The following is a 15,589-nucleotide window of genomic DNA, read 5'->3' on the forward strand; positions in this document are numbered from 1 at the left end:
AACCCATCAACTGCCTCGCCGCGTCGGGCTGGGCTTCGCGTTATATCCTATTTTCGCCCATGACCTATCTGCTACGTACCTGCCGTTGGCTCAGCTTTATTGCTGCCTGGCTTTTCAGCCTGACCTCGGCCGTTGCTCAGGGGCCCGTAGGCTTTGGCGACTGGCAGCTGCATTTGCCTACCAACCAAGCCAAAGCGGTAGCCGATGCGGATAAGCGGGTGTATGTGGCTACTGAAAACTCTTTTTTCTATTTCGACAAAGAGCTGAACACAACCCGGCTGCTTTCCCGCCGCGACGGCCTCAATGACGTAGGCGTCAGCACCGTAGCCTACGATTCGGTTAGCCAGCAGCTACTTATCGCCTATAACAGCGGCAATCTTGATGTACTGCGTGCCAATGGCTCCATCCAGAACGTAACAGATATTCTGCGGGCTGGGATTAGTCAGGCAAAAACGGTCAATCACATAAACTTTAGTGGGCCTCGGGCTTATCTGGCGGGCAGTTTCGGTTTGGTTGTATTTGATATGACGCGCCTGGAAGTGCGTGATACCTACGTCAATATCGGGCCGGGCGGGCAGGCGGTGCAGGTGTACGCCAGCGCCGTGCTCCGCGACTCCGTGTATGCGGCTACCTCGGCGGGCCTACTGCGGGGCCGCCTGACGGACAACCTTGCCAATTTTCGCAGCTGGACCATCGATTTGCCCGCGCGGGCCGGTAATCCGTTTCGTACCCTCGCTACCCACAATGAGAAAGTATATGCGGGTGCTAATGGCGACCAGCTATACCGATTTACGGGTGGCACCGGCGCGGGCAGAGGCTGGCAGCCGGTAGCAGGTTTCACTGGGGGGCAATTTCGGCAGCTTACGACCTCGCGCGCTGGCTTATTGATAGTTGGGCTGGATAACCTATCGGTGCTTGACCGGCCGGGCGGCACGATCCGAACGTATCGAAATGCCTTGCTGCGCGATACGCGGGCCGCTGTCCGCTCCCGCGACGGTGCATTTTATGTGGCTGATTTTCAGAATGGCTTAGTGAAAACAACCGGCGCTCAGCAGTTCGAGAACTTTGTAACAAATGCGCCGGCCAGCGCCCGTGCTTTCAGCGTGTACAGCGATGCGCGTACGGGCATCACCGACGTCTTCAGCGGCGGCTTTTCCGACCGGTTTCTGCAAAACGGCTCTTTCGGCGGCTTCTACGAGTACAAGGACGGCCAATGGACCAACATTACCCCCCAAACGCTTCCTAACCGCACCCAATATCCCAATTTTCAGGACCCAAGCCACGGCGTACGCACCCCCGATGGTACCCTCTACATTGCCAGCTACGGCAATGGCCTACTGGAATGGAAAGGTCCAGGTGCTTTTCGCCAGTTTACTGATGGGAGCGGCAGTAGCCCGCTGAAGACGGCGCTGGCGCCGCCCAGGTTTCTCAACGTCGACCCCAACTACACTCGCATCACCGACCTGACCGCTGATGCGGAAGGAAACGTATGGGTAGTGAACCGGCATGAGTTTGCGGGAATACCGGGCGTACATATCTTTAATCCCGTAGCTACTACCTGGCGCTCACTGCCTTATTTTGCCGGAGTTGATAACCTCAATGGCATCGTGCTCGACGATAATGGCTACGTCTGGCTGTCTACCTCGCGCCAGCCTACGGGCAACGGCGTTATCGCCTACGACGAAACCACGCGCACGCCGCGCTATTTCTCCACGGCCAATGGCCTGCCTTCCAACGATATCTATGATATGGTGAAGGACCGGCAGGGCAGCATCTGGGTAACAACCAGTGCCGGCGTGGCCGTGCTTACCGATCCTGGTCAAACCTTTCCCACCAGTTTAGAAGCTGAATTTCAACCGCCTATTATTCTGCGTGGCCCACCAACTAGTCAAGGTTTTCCAGCCCTGAATAGCGATGTAGTGCGGTGCGTAGCCGTGGATGGCGCTAACCGCAAGTGGTTCGGGACTGACCGGGGCCTGTGGCTATTCACCGAAAGCGTAGATGAGGCGCTGCTCAATTTTACCACCGACAATAGCCCGTTGCCTTCCAACCGTATTCTGGATGTGGCGGTGAACGACCGCACAGGCGAAGTATTTGTCGTCACTGATGCCGGGGTGGTGTCTTACCGCGGTTCGGCCACCGTTACGGAAGGCAAGCCAGCCTGCGCTAAAGTATTCCCCAATCCTGTTCGCACCGATTTTACGGGCCAGGTCGGCATTTCGGGGTTAGCCAATAACGCCATCATCAAAATCACGGACGTAACGGGTAAGCTCGTGTATCAGACCCGCGCCAACGGCGGTACCCTCACCTGGAACCTGGCCGACTACAACGGCCGCAAAGTGCAGTCGGGAGTGTATATGGTTTTGTCGTCCGACGCTGATGGCAAAAACGCCTGTATAAGTAAGATAGCGGTGGTCAAGTGACATCTAACATTTATCAATTAACATTTAACAACCGGGCTATGATTGGGGGTAAGGAAAATGTGTTGTATGAAAAGGCTTATGCTTTCGCCCTCCGCATTGTGAAGGCATATCGGTTTCTGGTGGCAGAGAAGAAGGAATTTGTTTTGTCAAAGCAGCTGTTGCGTTGCGGAACAGCTATAGGAGCAGATATCGCGGAGGCCAACGGCGCTATTTCGGATGCCGACTTTTCCGCCAAAATTTCTATTGCCTATAAAGAAAGCTTGGAGGTAAAATACTGGCTTAGTTTGCTCCACGACTCGGAGTTTATTGGTACTAAAAACTTTGAAAACATACACGCCGACGCCGACGAGCTAAGCAAAATGCTGTTCACCACCATTCGCTCCACCAGAACTATGAAAAGTGCTCTACCCCAGCAAACAACATAAATAGCGGCTGTTAAATGTTAATTGATAAATGATAACTGTAAATCCGTGCTTATAAAAACGCGTGGCTTGGTTCTGAGCTACATTAGGTACCGCGAAACCAGCATTATCGCGCGGGTTTATACGGAGCGGCTGGGCTTGCAGACCTACATCGTAAATGGGGTGCGCAAGGCCAAGCCGCCGGGGCGCATTGCCTTATTTCAGCCCTTTACGCTATTAGACTTGGTGGCGTATACCTCGCGGACGGGCGGTATCACGCGCTTGTCGGAGTTTCGCTGCGCCGAGCAGTTTGCCAGTATCCCGTATGACGTGCGCAAGGGCAGCGTCGTGCTGTTTTTGTCGGAAGTGGTGAGCCGGACGGTGTTTGAGGAAGAAGAAAACGAGCCTTTGTTCACTTTTCTGCACGATTCTATTCTGGCTTTTGATAAGCAGGCCGCTGGCTACGAGAACTTTGCCCTGGTTTTTCTGCTTCAGCTGGCGTCTTATCTGGGCTTCGGCATCTTGTCGGGGGAGCAGGTCACGACTCAGGTTGCTTTTGCCGGGGAAGCCAGCAACCCGGCCACGAGCAGCAGTGCTCCCACGGTGCTGCGGTTCCGCGAGTTCGACCACTACTTCGACGAGCTGCTCCGCGACCCCGCCACGGCTACCGTGCCCAATGGTCGTGTACGGCGGGAGCTGCTGGCCGTGCTCATTCGCTACTATCAGCTGCACATCGAAAAGCTCGGCGAGATTCGGTCTTTAGCAGTTCTTTCGGAAGTATTGGGGGAGTAGCGCCCACTATTGTTGCCATAAAAAAGCCCCCCAGCGACGCTGGGGGGCTTTTTTATTTATTCACTTTCACCATTTCCAACTCAAATACCAGATCAGTATTCGGTGGAATAATGTAGCGGTTATCATCGTCGGGGTTGCGGGCGCCTTTAGCCCCGTAGGCCAGCGCGGCCGGTATCCAGACGCGGGCCCGGCTGCCGGCCGGCAACAGCTGCAATACTTCGTCCCAGCCTTTAATTACCTCGCCCCGCCCTACCCGGCAGCGCAATGGGCCCCCATCCGAAGCGGAGGAATCGAAGAGCTTACCATTGGGCAAAAAGCCCGTGTAGTTCACCGTTACTTTGTCGCCCACCTTGGCGGTAGCACCTTTGCCGGGCTGATGAATGTAGTAGCGCACGCCCGAGGCAGTACGAACCGTATCCGCCAGCCCTTGTGCCTGGGTACGCCCCGCGCTGCTCAGGAGCAGGAGTAGCAGCGCGATGTGCCACCCGTGAAAGGTTGTGGGGGACTTTTTCACCGAATTTCGGTGATTTCAACGTCGTAGATCAGCACCTGATTGGGTAGGATGTCGTAGGAGCCAGCACCGTTGAGGCGCCCGCTCGCCCCGTAGCCTAAATAGGACGGAATAATGAGCGTTTTACGTTCGCCTTTTTTCATCTCAATAAAGGCCTGATCTAAGCCCTTTAGCCCACTGTCGCCAGCTAAGAATTCGCCGCAGTCACAGGGAATGCGGCGGTCGAAGGAGCTGTCGAACACGACGCCATTTTCCAGAAACGTAGCCCGATACTTCACCGCCACCCGGTTGCCAGCTTTTACCTGGGGGCCGGTGCCATTTACAATCGGAACCATAAACAGGCCCGAGGGCATGCGGGTGAACTCCGTAATATTATTTTTGGTCAGGTAAGCCTGAATTTTGGTCTCATCAATTACTTTATACTCTTCTTCCTGCTTGCGCAGCTCTTTGGCAAATTTCTCTTGGGTGGTGTCGCCACAGGCAACCAACAAGGGCCCAACGGCCAGCAACAGCAAGAAAAGGCGGTTGAGCAAGGGGTAAGTAAAAAAAGTCTTCATCATCGTATCGCCTTTATTTTTAGAAGTAGCCAAGTAGACTTACAACGTAGTAGCGCGCCTTATTATTTAATGCTCACCAGCTCCACATCGAAGCGCAACACTGCGTTGGCCGGAATAGCTCCACCAGCACCACGAGCGCCATACGCCTGGGCTGAGGGAATCAATAGGATGGCTTTGCCGCCTTGGTTCATCAGCGAAATGCCTTCGTCCCAGCCAGCAATTACCTGGCCTACACCCAGTTGAAAATCAATTGGCTTGCCGCGCTTCACCGAGTTATCAAACTCCTGGCCGTTGAGCAACGTGCCCACATAATGCACGGATACCGTCTGGCCGTCCTTGGGCTTTGCGCCGGTGCCTTCCACTACTGGCACATAGTACAAGCCTGACTCCTGACGCTGAGCACCGGCAATATTATTCTGCGCGATGTATTCCTGAATGATTTTTTCATCCTCCTTTACATAATCGGTTTCTTTTTCGCAAGCCGTGAGCAACGGTACGCTGGCTAACAGCAGAACGGCTAATCGGGAGAAGATAGAGCGTTTGAGCAACTGAATCATAAAGGCAAAAAATGGATGATAAAAAAAGCCGCCGTGGCCGGCCTACCTAAAGTAAAGGCCCGCACACGACGGCTGGGGGGCTTTTTACTTTACGTCAACCAGCTCCACGTCGAAGCGGAGCACGGCGTCGGCTGGAATGTCGGCGCCGGCGCCACGCTGGCCATAGCCCAGCGTAGAGGGAATAAGCAGCGTAGCCTGGCTACCTTCGTTGAGCAGCGCAATGCCCTGATCCCAACCCGGAATTACCTGGCCTACGCCCAACGGAAACTCAATGGGCTTGCCTTGCTTGTCCGACGAGTCGAAGACTTTGCCGTCGAGCAGCATGCCTTTGTAGTTCACGGCTACGGTCTGGCCCTGCTTGGGCTTCGCGCCGGTACCGGCCTTGTTTACTACGTAGTAGATGCCGGAAGGAGATTTCTCGGCCTTCAGGTTATTCTTCTTGATGTAGTCCTGCAGGATGACGTCGTCTTTTTTGATCTGCTCTTCGGCGTAAGCCATCATCTTTTTCTGCTGCTCTTCCATCATCTTCTGCTGGTCGGCCATAGCCTCCTGCTCGGTCTGAAGCTTGTCAGCCTTCACGAACATGGTCATCGTGTTGCCGGCTTTCTTCATGAAAGGCGGCACGGGAGCCTTGAATGATTTAGCGAAAATGGTGTCTACGTTGAAGCGGAACACGGCGCTGTCGCCGGGCTGAAGCATAGAAAGCGCTTCCTCCAGGCCACCTTTGGTCTTCAACTCTTCCAGTTTTATGCGCATCGGCACGCCCATCTGCGCCTTACGCGAGTTGAAAAGGATTGAGTCCTTGGCGGTGCGATATTCTACGTTCAGGGCCAGAATCTTGCCCAGACGGTCTTTATAGGTTGCGTCGCCCTCGGGGCTTACTTCCCGCTCGGTGTACTTGCCACCTTCACTCTTGAAAAGTTTGTACTCAAAGCCGGATTTGGCCTTTGTGAAATCACCGCCGCCCTTGTTGCAGGAAGCGAGGCCTAAAATGCCGGCGGCAAGCGCCAAGCCTAGGAAATTGCGTTGAAAAAGCATGAAAAGGAAAAGAAGGTGAGTTTAAAATCGAGGCAAGTTACGCCACGGGCGGCGCAACCGCTAGCGGGGCCGTCACGAGCTTGGTTTGATACTGAGGCAAATAGCTTAGGAAGCGTTGCACGGTGTCGTCCAAAGACTCGTAGCTGATGCCACCCGATGCATTATGGTGGCCGCCGCCCTGGAAGTGCTGACGGGCAAATTCGTTCACCGAAAAGCCCCCCACCGAGCGGAAAGAGATTTTGACGGCCTGCCCACGGTCGATGAGTACGGCTGCAAACACCACGCCTTCAATGCTTAAGGCGAAATTAACGAGGCCTTCGGTGTCGCCGGTTTTGGACTCATACTGGCGCAGCTCATCCTGCGTAATGGCGATGTAAGCCGTGTTGTATTCGGGCAGCACCACCAGCTTATCCTTGAGCACAAAGCCCAGAAAGCGCAGACGCATTTCGGAGTGCGAGTCGTAAATGCGGCGGTGCACGGAGCTCAGGTCGATGCCTGCGTCGAGCAATTCAGCAATAATCAGGTGCACATTGCGTGAAGTGCTGGGGTGGCGAAACGAGCCCGTATCGGTCATGATGCCCGCGTAAAGGCTCTCGCCAATGCCCACGTCAATCATGTCCTGGTCGCCCAGGTCGCGGATTACCTCGAACACCAGCTCGGCCGTAGCCGCCGCTTTGGGATTGGAGAAATCGAGGTGAGCAAAGTTCTCCGGCTCGAGGTGATGGTCGATCAAGACCTTGGTGCCGGGGGCGTTGCGGATGTAGCCGCCCAACTCGTTAATACGACCCAAACAGCTAAAATCGAGGCAGAAAATGACTTCAGCCGTACCAATTATCTCACGTACCTGCGCATCATTGCGGCGCGCATCATACACGATAACATCCTCATTTCCGGGCATCCAGGCCAGAAAGTCGGGATAATCGGAGGGGGTGACGACGGTGACGTGGTGCCCTTTTTGCGGAGGTAGCCCGCCAGGCCCAGGGAGGAGCCTAGCGCGTCGGCGTCGGGTTTGTGGTGTGTGGTGATAAAAATCTGCCGGGGCTGCGCTAGCAGCTCCTTCAGAGCGGAGATTGTGGACATTGCCTACTGATAGGTGGCTGAAATTCGGTGGTTTAGGCCGGAAGCAAGGCGGCAAAATTCGGAAATAATCCGCAAATAATTTTCGTCCTAACAATAGACCGTTGGGTTTAGGTTCGGTAAGCGAGTAGGAGGCGGTAAAGTGTTGGGGTAAAGATGTTTCTGTTTTTGAGGCGCTTGTACTTCTATCATGTGGCCATTAGGCGCAATGCTCTGCCAATGATCGTCCGTAAGAAGTATGGCCGCCTGAAGCAGACTGGGGGGCTTTTTTCGTGTTGTTTGTGGCTTACCAACTCCTTACTATCTCAACCCGACCAACTTTAGCCTACTTTTGCCGCCGCAATCGCCTAACGATTTGCGCATCGCAAGCATTCCACATTTCCCAACATCACTTTACAATACTAGAATGGCCACTAACCGCACATTCACGATGATTAAGCCCGACGCGGTGCAGGAAAACCACATTGGTGGCATCCTGCACATGATCGAAGAGGGTGGCTTCCGCATCGTTTCGCTCAAGAAAGTACGCCTGACGCCCGAGCGCGCCGGCAAATTCTACGAAGTACATAAGGAGCGTCCTTTTTATCAGGATCTGGTAACCTATATGTCGTCGGGCCCCATCGTGGCGGCTATTCTGGAAAAAGACAACGCCGTTGCCGATTTCCGCACCCTGATTGGTGCTACCAACCCGGCTCAGGCCGAAGAAGGCACTATCCGGAAGAAGTACGCTAAGAGCATTGAGGCCAACGCCGTGCACGGCTCCGACTCCGACGAAAATGCCCAGATCGAAGGCGACTTCTATTTCAGCGCCGACGAGCAATTCTAAGCTTCTGTCGTTCTGAGCGGAGCAAGGACTCTACATGAAGGGTCTTGACAATTTTGACTCAGATTCCTCGCTTCGCTCGGAATGACAACTAAAAACCCGCTCTGCATTGTGCAGGGCGGGTTTTTAATTATACTAAGAATAGACTTATTTTGTGCTAATTTTATACTTCAGCGATGGTCTGCTCTCAATTATAATTCACTGGCGGTTAGTAACGGCCCGGTTGGCTCCACTTCTTCTTCGGCTAGTGAGTTGTGTTTATGTTTGAACAGGATGAGAAACAGCACCGCGACGACCAGAGCGTAACCGGCAAAAGACAGCCAGATGCCTTGCCAGTCCTTGGTGATGCCATCGGCGGCGGTGAAATACTCTTCGATAACAAAGCCACTTATCAGACTGCCGAAAACGGCACCAAAGCCGTTGGTCATCATCATAAACAAGCCCTGCGCACTGGCCCGGATAGACGGGGCGGTCTGCGTTTCGACGAACAGCGAGCCGGAGATATTGAAGAAGTCGAAGGCCATACCATACACGATGCACGAGAGGATGATCATCCACAGCCCGTCGATGGGGTTGCTGTAGGCGAGCAGCCCGAAGCGCAGCACCCAGGCTACCATGCTGAATAACATGACTTGCTTGATGCCGAAGCGGCGCAGAAAGAAGGGAATAGCCAGAATAAACAGCGTTTCGGAAATCTGCGAGATGGACAGGATGATAGCCGGATGCTGTACCGTGAACGTGTTCTGGTAGGCCGGTACTTTATCAAAGTCGTGCAGGAAGGTGTCACCGTAGGCGTTGGTGAGCTGCAAGGCCGCGCCCAGCAGCAGCGCGAACATAAAGAACGTGAGCATCTTGGTGTCGCGCAGCAAAGCGAAGGACTTCAGGCCCAGTACATCAACCAGCGAGCGGCTGGGCGTGTCTTTGGCAAGGGGCGGGCACTTGGGCAGCGTGAAAGAGTACAAACCCAGCAGAATGGCCGCGCCGGCCGCCACGTAAAACTGGTTGGCCGACTTCTCAAACCCCAGCAAGCTAACCGCCTGCATAGCTACAATGAAGCCAATGGTGCCCCACACCCGAATGGGCGGGTAGTCCTTGACCACATCGAGCCCCTCGCGCTTGAGCACCGAGTACGACACGGCAATGGACAAGGCCAGCGTGGGCATGTAGAAGATCATGTTCAGCAGCATCACCCAAAACATGATACCGGGGTCATTCACCATGGGTATAGTGAACAGCACGATGGCGCCCAGGATGTGCAGGGTGCCGTACAGTTTCTCGGCATTCACATACTTATCGGCGATGATGCCCATGATGGAAGGCATGAAGATGGAGGCAATGCCCATCGTCGAGAAGATGGCCCCGAACTGCGCCCCCGACCATTGCTTGGTCTGAAACCAGTATGCCCCGATGGTTATCAGCCACGAACCCCAAATAAAAAACTGTAAAAAGCTCAGGATAATGAGACGCAGCTTGGTACTCATGTATTATCAGGTTAGAGGAGGGGAATTTTCGGTAAGTGAGACGACTTGGCAGTTCCACACTGCCAAGCTGTAGCGTAGGCGTCTGAACATCGCCAGGAGCCACGAAGCTGGAACCAGGCCGATGAGCCGGACTTCTGAAAAGAAGTGAGAAAGGCAGAAAAAAGAACAACCCGGCCACTTGCGCAGACCGGGCATTCAAAGATAGAAAAAAACGAAAACGAAGCAGGCCGAAGTACGTCTGCTTTAGATAGTAAAAAAGTTTGCGTTGTAATTTGGTTTATAATGTAAAGTAGTTTACGTTTGTCATGTCCAATCACTACTAGCTACTCCAACCCATGAAAACGCTCGCCAGCTTCGCCGCCTCTGTTACCGCTAGCAACTTTGATAGCTCCGCTGCCGCTACTCCCAGCCAGGTAGTAGCGCTGGCTGATTTGCGGTCTTACGCCTTCACGTATATGCTCCGCGGCTCCGTGGTACTGATAGCATCTCTCAGCGAAGTAGTATTGGAGATTGTCGGATTTGCCGCGCCCTGGCTGCCTTGGATGATACTGATGCCGTTGATGGCCATTGTGCTGAGCGTGCGGAGCCGGCGGGAGCGGAAGCTGCGCCCGGCCAGCACAACTCCAGTCGCCAAAACCATGCGTCTGCTGCAGAAGAGCTTCATCATTATCATGCTCATCGCTATCATCTGCGCCATGCAGTTTGGTTGGGTAACTGCCCACCCCATCCTCCTGCTCTTTAACGGACTGGCCGCGCTGATTGCCGGGCGGGTGCTGAGCTTCCGGCCGCTGGTGCTGGGGGGCATTTCTTCGGTGGTGTTGGGCGTGGCAATCATCTTTATGCCGGCTCACATTCAATTGATTGTCATTGCCGCGGCTATGCTGGTGAGCTACGTGATTCCGGGTTATCTGCTCAATGCGCAAAGCCGCGCAGCTGCTTAGTTCGCGCACTGCTCTTTCCTCTGTCTTTCAACTTTACTTTTTATGGAACCCTTAGAAAAATCGATGTCGCCAGCCGATAGCATGCGCCTGATTCAGGAGATGATTCACACGGCCAAGCAGGACCTCAGCGACCACTCGTTTGAGCTGCTGCTGTGGGGCTGGCTGGTGTTTGTCGCGGCCCTGAGCCACTATGGCCTGCTGCAAATCGGCTACGACAAGCCGTGGCTGGCCTGGCCGGTGCTCATGAGCCTGGGTACGGTAGCTGCCTTCGTAAATGGAGCCCGCCGGAGCCGCCGTGAGCGGGTGCGCACTGCCCAGCACGACTTTATGATCTACCTCTGGGCCGGCTTTGGCGTACTAATGCTCATGCTCATCGGCGTGGGAACCGTCGCGGGTTGGAGGATTGCGTATCCGCTTATCATTGCTTTGTATGGTCTGGGCACGTTTGCCACGGGCGGGGCGCTCCGGTATCGGCCTCTGCTGTGGGGTGGGGCGGCCTGCTGGCTGCTGGCTACCGTCGCGTTTCGCGTATCATTCGAGACGCAGCTGCTGCTGGTAGCGGCGGCCGTGCTGGTGGCGTACATCGTGCCCGGACATTTGCTAAAAAACCAATACCGCCGTGGCCGCACCCTTTGAAGACCTCGATCCGCTATTGCACTCCCAGCTTCGATTGGCAATTATGTCCCTGTTGCTGAGCGTACGGGAGGCGGAGTTCAACTTCCTGAAAGAGAAGACCGGAGCTACGGCCGGCAACCTGAGCACCCAGATCAGTAAGCTCAAAGACGCGGGCTACCTCACCATGACCAAGGAGTTTAGCGGCAGCTATCCGCTCACGCGCTGCGCCATCACGCCCGAAGGTGTCACGGCCTTCGAGAACTACGTGCAGAGCCTGCAACGCTACCTCAAGCCCGAGTAAGCCTCCTTTCCTTTTCGCTGTTTTTTCCCTCTCTGGCCACTTTTTCGGGCTGGTCGGGCCGTGCCTTGTCTTTTTTTGTCCACTGTTTTTTCTCTACAACTATGAAAAAGTACCTGCTTCTGCTCGCGTTTGTGTTGTTGGTAATGCCTGGTCAGCTGTTGGCGCAGGCTGGGGGGCAAAATCAGTCGGCGGCTTCCGTGCTGACCAACATTCAACAGAAAATAACCTGGCGTACCCCCGCCGATTCGCTCCGACAAGTGGCGGCGGCCCTGAATGAGCTGCGGGCCAAAAGCCCCAATGCCTACCTGAGCTACTGGGGGGCTTTTACGCAATATCACCTGTATTTTCGCGCTGGTCAGGATAGGAAAACCGCCGAGAAAGCCCTGCAAACCGGTATTGCCCTGCTGGAAGAGGTCTCTGCCAAAACCGCCGAGCACTATGCGCTGCTTTCCCTGCTCCAGGGCCTGAACCTGGAATTTGCCAGCTTCCTGACCATTCCTTTTAAGGCGAATGCCGTGAAGGAAAATGCCGAAAAGGCCCTGGCCCTGGACCCCAACAACCTGCGCGCCCACTACGCCCGGGGCATCAATGACTTTTACACGCCCTCGCAGTACGGCGGCGGCAAAGTAGCGGCCGAGCACTTCAAGAAAGCTATTGCCCTGCCCGAAAAAACTGATCCTAACCCCTACGCTCCCGACTGGGGCAAGGCCGATGCCTACAGCTACCTGGCCCAGACGTATCAAAAAGCCGGGCAGGCGGATCTAGCCCGGCAGATTGCTGCCGAAGGCTTGGCCAAGTACCCAAACCACAGCCAGCTGAAAAGTCTGGTAGCCAAGCTGTAACGCGAACCGAAGGACGGCAAAGCCAAGCGGCGCTTCGCCTCGCGTTGAAGCCGGCTAAAAAGCCCCCCAGCGTCATCGTTCAACGGGCGAAGCACCGCTTCGTGGTACTCCCAACGCTTAACCTCCCTTCCCCATGTCACGTCTTTTCGCTTCTCAGGCCCGCCTTATGGTGCTGGCTCTGGCCTTGCTGTGCGCTTTCAGTAGTCCAGCGGCGGCGCAAAACCGCCTCGTATTGCGCGGCACCGTCACCGACCGCAACACCGGGGAAAAGCTGCTCGGGGCCACGGTGCGGCTGAGCAGCCTGCCCACCACCGCTACGGCCACCGACCTCGACGGCCGCTTCGGGCTGCCCACGGTGCTGGCTCAGGGCGATACGCTGGTCGTGACCTACATCGGGTACGCGCCGTATCGGCAGTTTCTGGGGGCTGGGGGGCAAAATCAGGCGGAGATACTGGTGCGTCTGCGGCCCCAGGCCAGTCAGCAGCTGGGGCAGGTGGAGGTGACGGCCAAGCGGCCTATTGCAGAGGAGTTTATTGTGCGCGAGCTGGATTATCTGCAAATAGTAACCAACCCGGCCGCCGCCGCCGATCCGCTGCTGGCCGTGCGCACCCTGCCCGCCGCCTCCAACACGGACGAGTCGGCCAGCATCAGCCTGCGCGGCTCCGACCCGGCCCAGACGGGCATTTACCTGAACAATGTGCCGATTTATGATGCCGTAAAATTTGCCCAGCTCAGCGGCATCGGCACGTTCAGCATCTTCAATGTGGATCTGGTGAAGTCGGTGCTGGTGTTTCCCTCCAATCCGCCCCTGGAATACGGCAATGCCGGCGCGGGCCTCATCAGTCTCACCACCGACGATAAGCCGCGGCCGCGCTTTGTGCAGGGTGGGTTGGGGCTGGCCAATTCGGGGGTGATGGCGGGCACGCCGGTAGGGGAGAAGGGCATGCTGAAAGTGTACGGCAACTACCAGACGGGCGAGCTGATCAAAGCCCTGAATCCGGAGTCGTTCCGCAAGCTTTCCAAGTTTGGCAACCGGGACTTTGGGGGGCATTTTTCGACCAGCCTGGGGCAATACGGCACGCTGAAGCTGTTTGCCTACGGTATCAGCGAGCAGTACGCCTATCAGTTTCAAAGCCCCTCGCTGAATGATACCTACCGCTACCGCAAAAACCGCAGTTTTGGCATCGCCAGCTACGAAAAAGTCTGGACCGGCGCCGACCTCAGCCTGAGCCTGGGTGCCAGCCGCAGCCGGGCCACCGACGGCGTGGGCAACTACCGCGCCGCCCGCCGCAACGCCGACTACTACGGCAGCGCCCACTACCGCCGCTACTGGTCCGATACCCTTTCCACCCGCGTGGGCCTAAGCTACGATGAGCGTACTATTCGCGTTGGGGGGCAATTTCCGGCCTTACCCTACGCCATGAGCGAAACGGCCCCGGCCTATGCGGCCACCATTCGGCAGCAGCGCACGCTCTGGGAGGCCTACCAGTACACCAAGTGGAAGCACCAGCGCTGGGTAGTAGGCGTGGGCCTGCGCACCAACGTGCCGCCCCGCCAGCAGGCCGCCTACCTGAGCGGGCAGCTCAACCTGCGCTACGATATCAGTCCGCGCCAGTTCCTGAACCTCTCGGGCGGGCAGTACACGTCGTTTTCCTCGCCTGATGCCGCGTATTATCCCTTTCTGCGCTACCGCACCCGCCAGGTAGCCCTCGACTATGCCTACACCTCCGACGAGCTGAACTTGTCGGCGGCCGTGTATGCCAAAGATGAAAGCTCCTTGCTCGACAGCCGCGTGTACGGGGTGGAAGTGTACGCCCAGCGCACGTTTTTCAAGAAGCTGAGCGCCGATATTTCCCTGGCTAGCATTCGGTCAAGCTTGCAAACGGATGACCCGGAGGCCGCGGCGCTGGTCCTCAATCAGCGGCGGTATAACCTGCCGTTTATCGTGAAAAACAACCTGAAATTTGGTTTTAAAGGCGGCGAAATCGGCAGCTTTACCCAGTACCGCTCGGGCGCGCCCTACACGCCCGTTTTGGGCGCTCAGCTCGACCCCGAATCCGGGTTTTTTGCCCCCCAGTACGCCGCCGAAGCCGGCACTGGCCGCTTGCCCAACTACTTTCGCACCGACCTGACGGCCAGCAAATTCATCCGCAGCCGTCAGAATCAAAACACGCTTGTGCTCTACGCGGTGCTAAGCAACGTGCTGAATACCCGCAACGTGAGCAGGTATTCGTATTCCGCCGATTACACCCAAGCCAACCCGGAGTATTTCCAGCGCCGCTTCCTGTACTTCGGCGCCGTCGTGACTTTGCAGTAGAGGTACAATATTTTGTGTATTGTCATTGAACGACCAGTCCTGCACCGGAACAAAGTCAGCAACGACGAGACGCAAAGTATTGCGTCTCTACAACCCACTAATTCATAAAAAAATCCCCTTAGCAGTGTGCTGGGGGGATTTTTTTATGAATGAAGAACGTCATGCTGAGGCAGCAAAGCGTCTCGTGGGCCGATGTTACCAAAGAAAAAGACGGTCATGCTTCGACAAGCGGACGCCAGATCCAGTATGACTGCCTCTGCATGACGTTCTGGCGTAATTGCTGGCTACCGTCTTAAGCGGCGGCTTGGAAACGCTTGTTCACTTCGTCCCAATTGATGAGGTTGTAGAACGCGGCGATGTAGTCGGGACGCTTATTCTGATACTTCAGATAGTAAGAATGCTCCCACACGTCGAGGCCGAGTACGGGCGTGCCTTTGCAGCCGGCGTCGGGCATGAGCGGGTTGTCCTGGTTGGGCGTCGAGCAGATTTGCAGGGAGCCGTCTTGCTGCTTGCACAGCCAGGCCCAACCCGAACCGAAGCGCGTGGTAGCGGCTTTGGTGAATTCTTCCTTGAATTTATCGTAGCTGCCAAACGACTGCGTGATGGCCTCACCGATAGCGCCGCTAGGCTGTCCACCGCCATTAGGCGTCAGGATCTGCCAAAACAACGAGTGATTCCAGTGGCCACCACCGTTGTTGCGGACGGCTGCCGGAGCGGCGGCAATGTTTTGCAAAATGTCCTCAATAGACTGGCTTTCCATCTCCGTGCCCTGAATGGCATTGTTCAGGTTGGTAACATAGGCCTGATGGTGCTTGGTATGGTGAATTTCCATCGTCTGCGCATCGAAATGTGGTTCGAGGGCGTCGTGGGCGTAGGGCAGTTGGGGCAGTTCGAAGGCCATGGGAAAGAAAGG

15 protein-coding genes and 1 pseudogene are annotated in these 15,589 nt (G+C 55.8%); 9 read left to right on the forward strand and 7 right to left on the reverse strand.

Annotation, left to right across the window (positions count from 1 at the left end):
- Positions 1–59: 59 nt before the first annotated feature.
- Genes porZ through recO form a run of 3 tightly spaced genes read left to right on the forward strand, consistent with a single transcriptional unit; the run spans position 60 to position 3,616 of the window.
- Complete coding sequence (gene porZ, locus MKZ35_RS00685) at positions 60–2,423, forward strand: type IX secretion system anionic LPS delivery protein PorZ (RefSeq protein ID WP_482511307.1); 2,364 nt, start codon at positions 60–62, stop codon at positions 2,421–2,423.
- Between the two features lie 38 nt (positions 2,424–2,461).
- On the forward strand, positions 2,462–2,848 hold the full coding sequence (locus MKZ35_RS00690) for a four helix bundle protein (RefSeq protein WP_482511308.1): 387 nt from the start codon (positions 2,462–2,464) through the stop codon (positions 2,846–2,848).
- A gap of 45 nt (positions 2,849–2,893) precedes the next feature.
- Positions 2,894–3,616 carry a DNA repair protein RecO gene (gene recO, locus MKZ35_RS00695; RefSeq protein ID WP_482511309.1) on the forward strand — a complete coding sequence of 241 codons (723 nt, stop codon included), beginning with the start codon at positions 2,894–2,896 and terminating at the stop codon, positions 3,614–3,616.
- 52 nt (positions 3,617–3,668) lie between these two features.
- Here the strand turns inward: recO and MKZ35_RS00700 are convergent, their stop codons facing one another.
- The 5 genes and pseudogenes from MKZ35_RS00700 to MKZ35_RS00720 form a co-directional block, all read right to left on the reverse strand.
- Complete coding sequence (locus tag MKZ35_RS00700; protein WP_482511310.1) at positions 3,669–4,130, reverse strand: FKBP-type peptidyl-prolyl cis-trans isomerase; 462 nt, start codon at positions 4,128–4,130, stop codon at positions 3,669–3,671.
- Positions 4,127–4,717, reverse strand: a complete 591-nt coding sequence (locus tag MKZ35_RS00705) for an FKBP-type peptidyl-prolyl cis-trans isomerase (protein ID WP_482511311.1) — start codon at positions 4,715–4,717, stop codon at positions 4,127–4,129. The genes MKZ35_RS00700 and MKZ35_RS00705 overlap by 4 nt, the downstream gene beginning before the upstream one ends.
- Positions 4,718–4,746: 29 nt before the next feature.
- Positions 4,747–5,241 carry an FKBP-type peptidyl-prolyl cis-trans isomerase gene (locus tag MKZ35_RS00710; RefSeq protein WP_482511312.1) on the reverse strand — a complete coding sequence of 165 codons (495 nt, stop codon included), beginning with the start codon at positions 5,239–5,241 and terminating at the stop codon, positions 4,747–4,749.
- An 84-nt stretch (positions 5,242–5,325) separates the two neighbouring features.
- Complete coding sequence (locus MKZ35_RS00715; protein ID WP_482511313.1) at positions 5,326–6,279, reverse strand: FKBP-type peptidyl-prolyl cis-trans isomerase; 954 nt, start codon at positions 6,277–6,279, stop codon at positions 5,326–5,328.
- A gap of 37 nt (positions 6,280–6,316) precedes the next feature.
- Positions 6,317–7,359 (reverse strand): annotated as a pseudogene (locus MKZ35_RS00720) (DHH family phosphoesterase).
- Positions 7,360–7,762: 403 nt separating this feature from the next.
- Between MKZ35_RS00720 and MKZ35_RS00725 the strand changes: the two are divergent.
- Positions 7,763–8,182 carry a nucleoside-diphosphate kinase gene (locus MKZ35_RS00725; RefSeq protein ID WP_482511314.1) on the forward strand — a complete coding sequence of 140 codons (420 nt, stop codon included), beginning with the start codon at positions 7,763–7,765 and terminating at the stop codon, positions 8,180–8,182.
- Between the two features lie 188 nt (positions 8,183–8,370).
- On the opposite strand, the gene MKZ35_RS00730 is transcribed toward MKZ35_RS00725, so the two are convergent.
- Entirely contained in the window at positions 8,371–9,660 is a 1,290-nt protein-coding gene (locus MKZ35_RS00730; protein WP_482511315.1) for a nucleoside permease, read from the reverse strand.
- A gap of 335 nt (positions 9,661–9,995) precedes the next feature.
- Between MKZ35_RS00730 and MKZ35_RS00735 the strand changes: the two genes are divergently transcribed.
- The 5 genes from MKZ35_RS00735 (at position 9,996) to MKZ35_RS00755 (ending at position 14,676) form a co-directional block, all read left to right on the forward strand.
- A complete protein-coding gene (locus MKZ35_RS00735; protein WP_482511316.1) occupies positions 9,996–10,601 on the forward strand; it encodes a hypothetical protein in 606 nt (201 codons plus the stop codon).
- 42 nt (positions 10,602–10,643) lie between these two features.
- Complete coding sequence (locus MKZ35_RS00740; protein WP_482511317.1) at positions 10,644–11,237, forward strand: hypothetical protein; 594 nt, start codon at positions 10,644–10,646, stop codon at positions 11,235–11,237.
- Positions 11,221–11,517, forward strand: coding sequence for a winged helix-turn-helix domain-containing protein (locus MKZ35_RS00745; protein WP_482511318.1), 297 nt, complete (start codon positions 11,221–11,223; stop codon positions 11,515–11,517). Before MKZ35_RS00740 ends, MKZ35_RS00745 begins: the two co-directional genes overlap by 17 nt.
- 101 nt (positions 11,518–11,618) lie before the next feature.
- Positions 11,619–12,359: a tetratricopeptide repeat protein gene (locus MKZ35_RS00750; RefSeq protein ID WP_482511319.1), complete on the forward strand. Its 741-nt coding sequence runs from the start codon at positions 11,619–11,621 to the stop codon at positions 12,357–12,359.
- Between the two features lie 133 nt (positions 12,360–12,492).
- Positions 12,493–14,676, forward strand: a complete 2,184-nt coding sequence (locus MKZ35_RS00755; RefSeq protein ID WP_482511320.1) for a TonB-dependent receptor — start codon at positions 12,493–12,495, stop codon at positions 14,674–14,676.
- Positions 14,677–14,968: 292 nt separating this feature from the next.
- On the opposite strand, the gene MKZ35_RS00760 is transcribed toward MKZ35_RS00755, so the two are convergent.
- Positions 14,969–15,577, reverse strand: a complete 609-nt coding sequence (locus tag MKZ35_RS00760; protein ID WP_482511321.1) for a superoxide dismutase — start codon at positions 15,575–15,577, stop codon at positions 14,969–14,971.
- Positions 15,578–15,589 lie beyond the last annotated feature (12 nt).

Source organism: Hymenobacter sp. R533113 (assembly GCF_056835965.1).

Bases quoted from the DNA above. Each gene is read 5' to 3' on its own strand.
- MKZ35_RS00740 (WP_482511317.1), top strand. From the start codon at position 10,644: ATGGAACCCTTAGAAAAATCGATGTCGCCAGCCGATAGCATGCGCCTG.
- MKZ35_RS00735 (WP_482511316.1), top strand. From the start codon at position 9,996: ATGAAAACGCTCGCCAGCTTCGCCGCCTCTGTTACCGCTAGCAACTTT.
- MKZ35_RS00755 (WP_482511320.1), top strand. From the start codon at position 12,493: ATGTCACGTCTTTTCGCTTCTCAGGCCCGCCTTATGGTGCTGGCTCTG.
- MKZ35_RS00715 (WP_482511313.1), bottom strand. From the start codon at position 6,279: ATGCTTTTTCAACGCAATTTCCTAGGCTTGGCGCTTGCCGCCGGCATT.
- MKZ35_RS00730 (WP_482511315.1), bottom strand. From the start codon at position 9,660: ATGAGTACCAAGCTGCGTCTCATTATCCTGAGCTTTTTACAGTTTTTT.
- MKZ35_RS00750 (WP_482511319.1), top strand. From the start codon at position 11,619: ATGAAAAAGTACCTGCTTCTGCTCGCGTTTGTGTTGTTGGTAATGCCT.
- MKZ35_RS00725 (WP_482511314.1), top strand. From the start codon at position 7,763: ATGGCCACTAACCGCACATTCACGATGATTAAGCCCGACGCGGTGCAG.
- MKZ35_RS00690 (WP_482511308.1), top strand. From the start codon at position 2,462: ATGATTGGGGGTAAGGAAAATGTGTTGTATGAAAAGGCTTATGCTTTC.
- MKZ35_RS00760 (WP_482511321.1), bottom strand. From the start codon at position 15,577: ATGGCCTTCGAACTGCCCCAACTGCCCTACGCCCACGACGCCCTCGAA.
- porZ (WP_482511307.1), top strand. From the start codon at position 60: ATGACCTATCTGCTACGTACCTGCCGTTGGCTCAGCTTTATTGCTGCC.
- MKZ35_RS00710 (WP_482511312.1), bottom strand. From the start codon at position 5,241: ATGATTCAGTTGCTCAAACGCTCTATCTTCTCCCGATTAGCCGTTCTG.